Source organism: Enterobacter cloacae complex sp. P38RS, from assembly GCF_014930775.1.
GTDB classification, from domain to species: domain Bacteria; phylum Pseudomonadota; class Gammaproteobacteria; order Enterobacterales; family Enterobacteriaceae; genus Enterobacter; species Enterobacter bugandensis.
The window spans coordinates 110,902-122,902 of the sequence record NZ_JADBRS010000010.1; the positions used below are offsets into that span (position 1 = coordinate 110,902).

Genomic DNA, 12,001 nt, shown 5'->3' on the forward strand with positions numbered 1-12,001 from the left:
CCGCCCTACAAAAGCCAAACAAAAAGGCGCCCAGAGGGCGCCTTTTGCATGTTTCATCAGCGATTACTTCTTATCGCTATTCTCCAGGTTTTCAACCTGCGGCAGGCCGTTACCGGAATTCGCGGAGAGCAGGCCATTCTCAACGTAGTTGAACAGCTTCTCGCGGGTATCGGTGATGTCCAGGTTACGCATGGTCAACTGACCAATACGGTCGTCCGGAGAAAACACAGACTCACCTTTTTCCATGGTCAGACGCTCGGCTTTATAGGTCAGGTTGTCCGACACGGTGTTAAGAATGGAGTAGTCGTTACCACGACGCAGTTCCAGCGTCACTTCACCGGTGATCGCGCTCGCTACCCAACGCTGCAGCGCGTCACGCAGCATCAGCGCCTGCGGATCGAACCAGCGACCCTGATACAGCAGTTTGCCCAGCTGACGGCCATGAGAGTGATACTGCTCGATGGTGTCTTCGTTGTGAATACCGGTCAGCAGACGCTCGTAAGCGATGTGCAGCAGCGCCATCCCCGGAGCTTCATAGATACCGCGGCTTTTCGCTTCGATGATACGGTTTTCAATCTGATCGCTCATGCCCAGACCGTGACGACCGCCGATGCGGTTTGCTTCCAGCATCAGTTCAACGTCGTCAGAGAAGGTCTTACCGTTCAGGGCAACCGGATGACCACGTTCGAAACGCACGGTCACTTCTTCTGCCGGGATCTTCACGCTCTCGTCCCAGAACTTCACGCCCATGATCGGGTTAACGATCTTCACGCTGGAGTTCAGGAATTCCAGGTCTTTCGCTTCGTGCGTCGCACCCAGCATGTTGGAGTCGGTGGAGTAGGCTTTCTCGACGGACATCTTATAGTCAAAACCGCAGGCAATCATAAACTCAGACATCTCATGACGACCACCCAGCTCGTCGATGAAGTCGGTGTCCAGCCACGGCTTATAGATCTGCAGCTCCGCGTTGGTCAGCAGGCCATAACGATAGAAACGTTCGATATCGTTGCCTTTATAGGTGCTGCCATCACCCCAGATGTTTACGCCATCTTCTTTCATGGCGGCAACCAGCATGGTGCCGGTGACGGCACGACCCAGCGGGGTGGTGTTGAAATAGGTCAGGCCGCCCGTGGTGTTATGGAACGCACCGCACTGAATAGCGGCGATACCTTCTGCAACCAGTTGCTTACGGCAGTCAATCAGTCGCGCGTTTTCTGCGCCATACTCTTTAGCGCGACGAGGAATAGCGTCGTAATCGTCCTCATCCGGCTGACCCAGGTTCGCAGTATATGCATACGGAACCGCTCCCTTCTGGCGCATCCACAGCAGTGCAGCGCTGGTATCCAGGCCGCCTGAGAAAGCGATGCCAATACGTTGTCCTACCGGAAGATGCTTGAGAATCGTCGTCATAGAATAAAACCCTGCTTGATTGACTGATTAGAGACCGCTTTCGTTCTCTTGTGCATTTTTATGCAAAATAAGTGAGTATTCATTTAATCATCTTTTATCGAATACCGGAAGAGACTCATGCGTTTTTTGTAAAAAATTTGGTCTGTTCTCTCTGGCGGAAGCTGGGTTGACAGGTGGGGTCAACTATCAATATACTAAACGCCGATTTTACGTCCCGTCTTCGGTACCAAATCCCAGCATTATTTGCAAATTCTGTCCAAAACGCGTAGAATTTGCCACGTTTCAGGCGCGGGGTGGAGCAGCCTGGTAGCTCGTCGGGCTCATAACCCGAAGGTCGTCGGTTCAAATCCGGCCCCCGCAACCACTTTCCCATAAAGTTCTTTTTCAAATATACTGTGAAGACTTAGAGCCTTCGTAGCTGGATTTGAAAAAATTCTTTCGGAGAGTGCTCCAGGCCACAGTTGTGGCTATAGGGTTCAGTTATCTAAAGCCCCGATTTATCGGGGTTTTTTGTTATCTGACTACAGAATAACTGGGCTTTACGCCCTTTTTTTATGTCTTGGGGGTGGGCTTGTCCACATTAGAGCAAAAATTAACAGAGATGATTACTGCACCGGTCGAAGCACTGGGCTACGAACTGGTCGGCATCGAATTCGTTCGCGGCCGTACATCGACGCTGCGCATCTATATTGATAGTGAAGATGGCATCAATGTTGATGATTGTGCTGATGTCAGCCACCAGGTGAGTGCGGTTCTTGATGTTGAAGACCCGATTACCGTTGCGTACAACCTGGAAGTTTCCTCACCTGGCCTGGATCGCCCGATGTTCACGGCCGAGCACTATGTGCGCTTTACCGGTGAAGAAGTGGCTCTCGTTCTGCGTATGGCCGTACAGAACCGCCGTAAATGGCAGGGAATTATCAAAGCCGTTGATGGTGAAATGATCACGGTAACAGTCGAAGGCAAAGATGAAGTGTTCGCGCTGAGTAATATCCAGAAGGCGAACCTGGTTCCCCACTTTTAACAGTCTGGATTGAGGTGAAAAGCCCGCGATGAACAAAGAAATTTTGGCTGTTGTTGAAGCCGTCTCCAACGAGAAATCACTGCCGCGTGAGAAAATTTTCGAAGCGCTGGAAAGTGCACTGGCTACAGCAACCAAGAAAAAATACGAACAAGAGATCGATGTTCGCGTAGAAATCGATCGTAAAAGCGGTGACTTCGATACATTCCGTCGTTGGGTAATCGTTGAAGAAGTGACCCAGCCGACCAAAGAGATCACCCTGGAAGCGGCACGTTTTGAAGACGAAAGTCTGAACGTGGGTGACTACGTTGAAGATCAGATTGAATCTGTGACCTTCGACCGTATCACCACCCAGACCGCTAAGCAGGTTATCGTGCAGAAAGTGCGCGAAGCCGAGCGCGCGCTGGTTGTCGATCAGTTCCGCGATCAGGAAGGCGAAATCATCACCGGCGTGGTGAAGAAAGTAAACCGTGACAACATCTCTCTGGAAATTAAATCCGAAGGGATGCCGGGCAACGCTGAAGCCGTGATCCTGCGTGAAGACATGCTGCCGCGTGAAAACTTCCGCCCGGGCGACCGTATTCGTGGTGTTCTGTACGCCGTGCGCCCTGAAGCGCGTGGTGCACAGCTGTTCGTGACCCGTTCTAAACCAGAAATGCTGGTTGAACTGTTCCGCATCGAAGTGCCGGAAATCGGCGAAGAAGTTATTGAGATCAAAGCAGCAGCTCGCGATCCAGGCTCTCGTGCGAAAATTGCGGTGAAAACCAACGACAAGCGTATCGACCCGGTCGGTGCTTGCGTCGGTATGCGCGGTGCGCGCGTTCAGGCGGTTTCTACCGAACTGGGCGGCGAGCGTATTGATATCGTTCTGTGGGACGACAACCCGGCGCAGTTCGTGATCAACGCAATGGCTCCGGCTGATGTCGCGTCTATCGTTGTTGACGAAGACAAACACACCATGGATATCGCTGTTGAAGCGGGCAACCTGGCGCAGGCGATTGGCCGTAACGGTCAGAACGTACGCCTGGCGTCACAGCTGAGCGGCTGGGAACTCAACGTCATGACCGTTGATGACCTGCAGGCTAAGCATCAGGCTGAAGCCCATGCGGCGATCGATACCTTCACCAAATACCTCGACATTGACGAAGACTTCGCCACTGTTCTGGTAGAAGAAGGTTTCTCTACGCTGGAAGAACTGGCCTATGTGCCAATGAAAGAGCTGCTGGAAATTGACGGTCTGGATGAGCCAACCGTTGAAGCCCTGCGTGAACGCGCTAAAAACGCACTGACCACCCTGGCACTGGCTCAGGAAGAAAGCCTTGGCGATAAGAAGCCGGCTGATGACCTGCTGAATCTGGAAGGTCTTGATCGTGCGATTGCGTTCAAGCTGGCTGCCCGTGGTGTTTGTACGCTGGAAGATCTCGCTGAGCAAGGCGTTGATGACCTGGCCGATATCGAAGGTTTAACCGACGAGAAAGCCGGCGAACTCATCATGGCCGCACGTAATATTTGCTGGTTCGGCGACGAAGCGTAATAAACTGTAGCAGGAAGGAACAGCATGACTGATGTAACTGTAAAATCGCTGGCTGCTGAGATTCAGACCTCCGTGGACCGCCTGGTACAGCAATTTGCTGATGCAGGGATCCCGAAGTCCGCTGATGACTCGGTGACCGCGCAAGAAAAACAAACCTTGTTAACGCACCTGAACCGCGAACACGGTTCTACGCCTGACAAGTTAACGCTGCAGCGCAAAACGCGCAGCACGTTAAACATTCCTGGTACCGGTGGCAAAAGCAAATCGGTACAAATTGAAGTCCGCAAGACGCGCACCTTTGTAAAACGTGATCCGCAAGAGGCAGAACGCCTTGCCGCGGAAGAGCAGGCACAGCGTGAAGCGGAAGAACAAGCTCAGCGTGAGGCGGAAGCAGCCGCCAAACGTGAAGCAGAATTAAAAGCTGAACGTGAGGCCGCAGAAAAAGCGAAACGCGACGCCAGTGATAAAGTGAAGCGTGACGCTGCGGAAAAAGACAAAGTGAGCAATCAACAGACAGACGAAATGACCAAAACCGCCCAGGCTGAAAAAGCCCGCCGTGAAAATGAAGCTGCCGAGCTGAAGCGTAAAGCGGAAGAAGAAGCCCGCCGTAAGCTGGAAGAAGAAGCTCGCCGCGTCGCTGAAGAAGCGCGTCGTATGGCAGAAGAAAACGAGAAGAATGGCGTGAATACCGCTGAACCGACTGAAGACACCAGCGACTATCACGTGACCACTTCTCAGCATGCGCGTCAGGCTGAAGATGATAACGACCGTGAAGTAGAAGGCGGCCGTGGCCGTGGTCGTAATGCAAAAGCCGCGCGTCCGGCTAAGAAAGGTAACAAACACGCTGAATCTAAAGCTGACCGCGAAGAAGCTCGTGCAGCGGTTCGCGGTGGTAAAGGCGGTAAGCGTAAAGGTTCTTCTCTGCAGCAGGGCTTCCAGAAGCCAGCTCAGGCGGTTAACCGTGACGTCGTGATTGGCGAAACCATCACCGTTGGCGATCTGGCAAACAAGATGGCGGTTAAAGGCTCTCAGGTCATCAAAGCGATGATGAAGCTGGGCGCAATGGCGACCATCAACCAGGTTATCGACCAGGAAACCGCACAGCTGGTTGCCGAAGAGATGGGCCACAAAGTTATCCTGCGTCGTGAAAACGAGCTGGAAGAAGCAGTAATGAGCGACCGTGACACTGGCGCTGCGGCTGAACCGCGTGCACCGGTTGTGACCATCATGGGTCACGTTGACCACGGTAAAACCTCTCTGCTCGACTACATTCGTTCTACGAAAGTTGCCTCCGGCGAAGCGGGTGGCATTACCCAGCACATCGGTGCTTACCACGTAGAAACTGAAAACGGCATGATCACCTTCCTGGATACCCCAGGCCACGCAGCGTTCACCTCAATGCGTGCTCGTGGTGCTCAGGCTACGGATATCGTTGTACTGGTTGTTGCAGCAGACGATGGCGTTATGCCACAGACCATTGAAGCTATCCAGCACGCGAAAGCGGCGCAGGTGCCTCTGGTTGTTGCGGTCAACAAAATCGATAAGCCAGAAGCCGATCTGGACCGCGTGAAGAACGAACTGTCTCAGTACGGCGTTATGCCGGAAGAGTGGGGCGGCGAAGCGCAGTTCATCCCTGTATCTGCAAAAGCGGGTACTGGTATCGACGACCTGCTGAACGCTATCCTGCTTCAGGCCGAAGTTCTGGAGCTGAAAGCCGTTCGTAAAGGTATGGCGAGCGGTGCGGTAATCGAATCCTTCCTGGATAAAGGTCGTGGTCCGGTTGCAACGGTTCTGGTTCGCGAAGGTACGCTGAACAAGGGCGACATCGTTCTGTGTGGCTTCGAATACGGTCGTGTTCGTGCGATGCGTAACGAATTGGGTCAGGAAGTGCTGGAAGCAGGTCCGTCCATTCCAGTGGAAATCCTGGGGCTGTCCGGTGTTCCGGCTGCCGGTGATGAAGTGACCGTTGTGCGTGACGAGAAGAAAGCGCGTGAAGTGGCACTGTATCGTCAGGGCAAGTTCCGTGAAGTTAAGCTGGCGCGTCAGCAGAAATCTAAACTTGAGAACATGTTTGCGAACATGGCTGAAGGCGAAGTTCACGAAGTGAACGTCGTTCTGAAAGCGGACGTTCAGGGTTCTGTGGAAGCGATCTCCGACTCCTTGCTGAAACTGTCTACCGACGAAGTGAAAGTGAAGATCATCGGTTCTGGCGTAGGTGGTATCACCGAAACCGACGCAACCCTGGCTGCGGCGTCCAACGCTATCCTGGTTGGCTTCAACGTGCGTGCTGATGCATCTGCTCGCCGCGTGATCGAAGCGGAAAGCCTGGATCTGCGCTACTACTCCGTCATCTATAACCTGATCGACGAAGTGAAAGCCGCGATGAGCGGTATGCTGTCTCCTGAGCTGAAACAGCAGATCATCGGTCTGGCTGAAGTGCGTGACGTGTTCAAATCACCGAAATTCGGTGCGATCGCGGGCTGTATGGTTACCGAAGGTACCATCAAGCGTCACAACCCAATCCGCGTACTGCGTGACAACGTGGTTATCTACGAAGGCGAGCTGGAATCCCTGCGCCGCTTCAAAGATGACGTTAACGAAGTCCGTAACGGCATGGAATGTGGTATCGGCGTTAAGAACTACAACGACGTTCGCGTTGGCGATATGATCGAAGTGTTCGAAATCATCGAGATCCAACGCAGCATCGACTAATCCTTAGGGATAAGTCCATATGTAGGCCGGGATCGCCTCGTGCCACCCGGCAATAATTTTAAAAGGGGCTTTTAGCCCCTTTTTTGTCTGGAGAATTTATTATGGCGAAAGAATTTGGTCGCCCACAGCGCGTGGCGCAGGAGATGCAGAAAGAGATTGCGCTTATCCTGCAACGCGAAATCAAAGACCCGCGTATCGGTATGATGACCACCGTCTCTGGCGTGGAAATGTCTCGTGACCTGGCCTATGCCAAAGTGTTCGTGACCTTCCTGAACGATCAGGACGAAGCGGCGGTGAAGAACGGCATTAAAGCACTGCAGGAAGCCTCTGGTTTCATCCGCTCTCTGCTCGGCAAAGCGATGCGCCTGCGTATTGTTCCCGAGCTGACCTTCTTCTACGACAACTCGCTGGTCGAAGGTATGCGCATGTCCAACCTGGTGACCAGCGTGGTGAAACATGACGACGAACGTCGTGTTAACCCGACGGACGACAGCAAGGAGGACTGATGAGTCGTCCTCGTCGTCGCGGTCGCGACGTGCATGGCGTGCTGCTGTTGGATAAACCGCAGGGTGCATCCAGTAACGACGTGCTGCAAAAAGTGAAACGTATTTATAACGCTAACCGTGCGGGCCACACCGGCGCGCTGGATCCGCTGGCGACCGGCATGCTGCCGATTTGCCTGGGTGAAGCGACAAAGTTTTCCCAGTACCTGCTCGATTCCGATAAACGCTACCGCGTTATCGCTAAACTTGGCCAGCGTACGGATACCTCCGACGCGGATGGTCAGGTGGTGGAAGAGCGCCCGGTGACCTTCAGCGCTGAACAGCTTGATGCGGCCCTGGAGAGCTTCCGCGGAGACACGATGCAGGTGCCGTCGATGTATTCGGCACTGAAATATCAGGGCAAGAAGCTCTACGAATATGCGCGCCAGGGAATTGACGTCCCGCGCGAAGCGCGTCCGATAACCGTGTATGAGCTGCTGTTCATTCGCCACGAAGGTGACGAGCTGGAGCTGGAAGTCCACTGTTCGAAAGGGACCTATATTCGCACCATCATCGACGACCTGGGTGAAAAGCTGGGCTGCGGCGCGCATGTGATCTACCTGCGTCGTCTGGCGGTCAGTAAATATCCGGTGGAACGCATGGTGACGCTTGAGCAGCTGCGCGCGCTGGCTGAGCAGGCACAAGCGCAGGGAGTGGAACCAGCAGATTTGCTGGATCCACTGCTGATGCCAATGGACAGTCCGGCAGCGGACTTCCCGATCGTTAATCTTCCTTTAACATCGTCCGTTTACTTTAAGAACGGAAACCCGGTTCGTACGGCGGATGCGCCGCTGGATGGACTTGTACGCGTGACGGAAGGTGACGAAGGGAAATTCATCGGTATGGGCGAAATGGACGGTGAAGGGCGCGTTGCGCCGCGTCGTCTGGTCGTCGAATATCCGGTCGACGCGTGACGGTGATTACGCCTCACCTTGCGATAAGCAGGGGAGACGAGTAGAATATCGCCGCTTAACGCCCGGTAAATTGTTTAACAATCTGCGGGGCGTACATGGGGTCGCTGAATTAGAGATCGGCACCCTTACATTTTTTATACTTTGGAGTTTGAAAATGTCTCTAAGCGTTGAAGCTAAAGCTAAAATCGTTTCTGAGTTTGGTCGTGGTACTAACGACAGCGGTTCTACCGAAGTTCAGGTTGCACTGCTGACTGCACAGATTAACCACCTGCAGGGTCACTTTGCAGAGCACAAAAAAGATCACCACAGCCGTCGTGGTCTGCTGCGCATGGTTTCTCAGCGTCGTAAACTGCTCGACTACCTGAAGCGTAAAGATGTTGCACGCTACACCGCGCTGATCGAGCGTCTGGGTCTGCGTCGCTAAGTCTTGCGAGTTTCAGAAAAGGGGGCCTGATGGCCCCTTTTTTCAACCAGACGGCAGCAATTCAATGGAAACTATTGTATTGTTGCTATAAATGATCTTCATTGCAGAGGTTCGCGCGGCTAATGAGAGGCTTCACCCATGGGGGTGTCGGTTGTCATTAGTCGCGAGGATGCGAAGAAGGTCGGGTTAAATCGACAGCACGCCGGCGGTGTGCTGTCATACATTTAAGAAAGGATAGAATTTTGCTGAATCCGATCGTTCGTAAATTCCAGTATGGTCAACATACCGTCACGCTGGAAACCGGCATGATGGCACGCCAGGCGACTGCTGCCGTTATGGTAAGCATGGATGACACCGCGGTATTCGTGACCGTTGTGGGCCAGAAAAAAGCTAAACCAGGTCAGGACTTCTTCCCGCTGACCGTTAACTACCAGGAGCGTACCTACGCTGCCGGCAAAATCCCGGGTGGCTTCTTCCGTCGTGAAGGCCGTCCAAGCGAAGGCGAAACCCTGATCGCGCGTCTGATTGACCGCCCGGTTCGTCCGCTGTTCCCGGAAGGCTTCGTTAACGAAGTGCAGGTTATTGCGACCGTTGTTTCCGTTAACCCACAGGTTAACCCGGACATCGTTGCGATGATCGGTGCCTCCGCTGCCCTGTCACTGTCTGGTATTCCATTCAATGGCCCAATCGGTGCCGCGCGCGTCGGTTACATCAACGACCAGTACGTGCTGAACCCAACTCAGGAAGAGCTGAAAGAAAGTAAGCTGGACCTGGTTGTTGCCGGTACTGAAGCGGCTGTGCTGATGGTTGAATCCGAAGCTGAACTGCTGAGCGAAGACCAGATGCTGGGCGCTGTGGTGTTCGGTCATGAGCAGCAGCAGATTGTTATCCAGAACATCAACGACCTGGTGAAAGAAGCCGGTAAGCCACGTTGGGACTGGCAGCCAGAAGCAGCAAACGACGCGCTGAACGCACGCGTTGCGGCACTGGCAGAATCTCGTCTGAGCGACGCTTACCGCATCACCGACAAACAGGAGCGTTACGCTCAGGTTGACGCGATCAAATCTGAAGTAACCGCGACCCTGGTTGCCGAAGACGAAACGCTGGACGCTAACGAAATTGGCGAAATTCTGCACGCTATCGAGAAAAACGTTGTTCGTAGCCGCGTACTGGCAGGCGAGCCGCGTATCGATGGCCGTGAAAAAGACATGATTCGTGGTCTGGACGTACGCACTGGCGTACTGCCGCGTACTCATGGTTCTGCGCTGTTCACCCGTGGTGAAACGCAGGCGCTGGTTACCGCAACCCTGGGTACCGCACGTGACGCACAGATCATCGATGAACTGATGGGCGAGCGTACTGACAACTTCCTGTTCCACTACAACTTCCCTCCGTACTCTGTGGGCGAAACCGGTATGGTTGGCTCACCGAAGCGTCGTGAAATTGGTCACGGTCGTCTGGCGAAGCGCGGCGTGCTGGCAGTGATGCCGGAAGCTGACAAATTCCCGTACACCGTTCGCGTGGTTTCTGAAATCACCGAATCCAACGGTTCTTCTTCCATGGCTTCCGTATGTGGTGCCTCTCTGGCGCTGATGGATGCGGGCGTGCCGATCAAAGCCGCCGTTGCGGGTATCGCAATGGGTCTGGTGAAAGAAGGCGACAACTTCGTTGTTCTGTCTGACATTCTGGGTGACGAAGACCACCTGGGTGATATGGACTTCAAAGTAGCGGGTTCCCGCGACGGTATCTCTGCCCTGCAGATGGATATCAAAATTGAAGGTATCACCAAAGAGATCATGCAGGTTGCTCTGAACCAGGCTAAAGGTGCGCGTCTGCACATCCTGGGCGTGATGGAACAGGCTATCAACGCGCCACGCGGTGATATCTCTGAATTCGCTCCGCGTATTCACACCATCAAGATCAATCCAGACAAGATCAAAGATGTTATCGGTAAGGGCGGTTCTGTTATCCGCGCGCTGACCGAAGAGACCGGCACCACCATCGAAATCGAAGATGACGGTACTGTGAAGATCGCAGCAACCGACGGCGAGAAAGCGAAATTCGCTATCCGTCGCATCGAAGAAATCACTGCTGAAATCGAAGTGGGCCGCGTCTACGCGGGTAAAGTGACCCGTATCGTTGACTTTGGTGCGTTCGTTGCCATCGGTGGCGGTAAAGAAGGTCTGGTTCACATCTCTCAGATCGCTGACAAGCGCGTTGAGAAAGTGACCGATTACCTGCAGATGGGTCAGGAAGTGCCGGTTAAGGTTCTGGAAGTTGACCGTCAGGGCCGTATCCGTCTGAGCATTAAAGAAGCAACCGAGCAGTCTCAACCTGCTGCGGCACCGGAAGCTCCGGCTGCTGAACAGCAAGGCGAGTAAGTTGCCATTTGCCCTCCGCTTTGCGGAGGGCCTGTTATCAGGCAGGACGCCTTGTTAAGCCGCCGGGGGACAGGACGTTCATCCAATAGTTGTCTTCGGGAGTGGGAAATGAAGCCTTTTTTGCGCTGGTGTTTCGTTGCGACAGCTTTAACGCTGGCAGGATGCAGCAACTCTGCCTGGCGTAAGAGCGAAGTCCTCGCAGTGCCATTGCAACCGACTTTGCAGCAGGAAGTGATTCTGGCACGCATGGAACAAATACTTGCCAGTCGGGCTTTAACCGATGACGAACGCGCACAGCTTTTATATGAGCGCGGAGTGTTGTATGATAGTCTCGGTCTGAGAGCATTAGCGCGAAATGATTTTTCACAAGCGCTGGCTATCCGACCTGATATGCCTGAAGTATTCAATTACTTAGGCATTTATTTAACGCAGGCAGGCAATTTTGATGCTGCCTATGAAGCGTTTGATTCTGTACTTGAGCTTGATCCAACTTACAACTACGCGCACTTGAATCGCGGTATCGCATTGTATTACGGCGGTCGTGACAAGTTAGCGCAAGATGATCTGCTGGCGTTTTATCAAGACGATCCTAATGATCCTTTCCGTAGCCTGTGGCTTTACATCGTTGAGCGGAAGCTCGATGAGAAGCAGGCAAAAGAAGCACTACAACAGCGCTTCGAGAAATCGGATAAGGAACAGTGGGGATGGAACATTGTCGAGTTCTACCTGGGCAACATTAGCGAAGCAACGCTGATGGAACGCCTCAAGGCGGACGCAACGGATAACACCTCGCTCGCTGAGCATCTCAGTGAAACCAACTTCTATTTAGGTAAGTACTACCTAAGTCTGGGGGATATGGACAGCGCTACGGCACTGTTCAAATTAGCGGTTGCTAACAACGTACATAACTTCGTTGAGCACCGTTATGCATTGTTGGAATTATCGCTCTTGGGCCAGGAGCAAGACGACCTGGCAGAATCGGACCAGCAATAGCTGACGACATAAACATCAGCCCGTAATCTTTTGATTGCCATCACCTTCACTGGTGAGGGCGTTGTTGTTC

Annotated in this window: 9 protein-coding genes and 1 tRNA gene; 9 read left to right on the forward strand and 1 reads right to left on the reverse strand. The window is 53.4% G+C overall.

Annotated elements, in window-relative coordinates:
* Positions 1-63 precede the first annotated feature (63 nt).
* Positions 64-1,410 (reverse strand): argininosuccinate synthase, encoded by a 1,347-nt coding sequence (argG, locus tag IM303_RS14685; protein ID WP_028014551.1) that lies wholly within the window; start codon positions 1,408-1,410, stop codon positions 64-66.
* 287 nt (positions 1,411-1,697) lie between these two features.
* Here argG and IM303_RS14690 point away from each other — a divergent pair.
* The 9 genes from IM303_RS14690 (at position 1,698) to nlpI (ending at position 11,931) form a co-directional block, all read left to right on the forward strand.
* A tRNA-Met gene (locus tag IM303_RS14690) sits at positions 1,698-1,774 on the forward strand.
* A 207-nt stretch (positions 1,775-1,981) separates the two neighbouring features.
* Positions 1,982-2,434, forward strand: a complete 453-nt coding sequence (gene rimP, locus IM303_RS14695) for a ribosome maturation factor RimP (protein WP_014833432.1) — start codon at positions 1,982-1,984, stop codon at positions 2,432-2,434.
* Between the two features lie 28 nt (positions 2,435-2,462).
* Complete coding sequence (gene nusA / locus IM303_RS14700; protein ID WP_014885374.1) at positions 2,463-3,965, forward strand: transcription termination factor NusA; 1,503 nt, start codon at positions 2,463-2,465, stop codon at positions 3,963-3,965.
* A 24-nt stretch (positions 3,966-3,989) separates the two neighbouring features.
* The gene (gene infB / locus IM303_RS14705; protein WP_041907885.1) at positions 3,990-6,677 is read left to right on the forward strand and encodes a translation initiation factor IF-2; all 2,688 of its coding nucleotides are present in this window, start codon (positions 3,990-3,992) and stop codon (positions 6,675-6,677) included.
* A 101-nt stretch (positions 6,678-6,778) separates the two neighbouring features.
* Positions 6,779-7,183, forward strand: a complete 405-nt coding sequence (rbfA, locus tag IM303_RS14710; RefSeq protein ID WP_041907887.1) for a 30S ribosome-binding factor RbfA — start codon at positions 6,779-6,781, stop codon at positions 7,181-7,183.
* Positions 7,183-8,133: a tRNA pseudouridine(55) synthase TruB gene (truB, locus tag IM303_RS14715; protein WP_045260076.1), complete on the forward strand. Its 951-nt coding sequence runs from the start codon at positions 7,183-7,185 to the stop codon at positions 8,131-8,133. The genes rbfA and truB overlap by 1 nt, the downstream gene beginning before the upstream one ends.
* Positions 8,134-8,287: 154 nt before the next feature.
* Complete coding sequence (gene rpsO / locus IM303_RS14720; protein ID WP_003861789.1) at positions 8,288-8,557, forward strand: 30S ribosomal protein S15; 270 nt, start codon at positions 8,288-8,290, stop codon at positions 8,555-8,557.
* A gap of 242 nt (positions 8,558-8,799) precedes the next feature.
* Complete coding sequence (gene pnp / locus IM303_RS14725; protein WP_028014547.1) at positions 8,800-10,938, forward strand: polyribonucleotide nucleotidyltransferase; 2,139 nt, start codon at positions 8,800-8,802, stop codon at positions 10,936-10,938.
* Positions 10,939-11,046: 108 nt separating this feature from the next.
* Entirely contained in the window at positions 11,047-11,931 is an 885-nt protein-coding gene (nlpI, locus tag IM303_RS14730; RefSeq protein ID WP_028014546.1) for a lipoprotein NlpI, read from the forward strand.
* The last annotated feature ends 70 nt before the right edge of the window (positions 11,932-12,001 follow it).

Excerpts from the sequence above, each read along its gene's own strand:
- argG (WP_028014551.1), bottom strand. The coding sequence starts at position 1,410 with ATGACGACGATTCTCAAGCATCTTCCGGTAGGACAACGTATTGGCATC.
- nusA (WP_014885374.1), top strand. The coding sequence starts at position 2,463 with ATGAACAAAGAAATTTTGGCTGTTGTTGAAGCCGTCTCCAACGAGAAA.
- infB (WP_041907885.1), top strand. The coding sequence starts at position 3,990 with ATGACTGATGTAACTGTAAAATCGCTGGCTGCTGAGATTCAGACCTCC.
- rbfA (WP_041907887.1), top strand. The coding sequence starts at position 6,779 with ATGGCGAAAGAATTTGGTCGCCCACAGCGCGTGGCGCAGGAGATGCAG.
- truB (WP_045260076.1), top strand. The coding sequence starts at position 7,183 with ATGAGTCGTCCTCGTCGTCGCGGTCGCGACGTGCATGGCGTGCTGCTG.
- rpsO (WP_003861789.1), top strand. The coding sequence starts at position 8,288 with ATGTCTCTAAGCGTTGAAGCTAAAGCTAAAATCGTTTCTGAGTTTGGT.
- nlpI (WP_028014546.1), top strand. The coding sequence starts at position 11,047 with ATGAAGCCTTTTTTGCGCTGGTGTTTCGTTGCGACAGCTTTAACGCTG.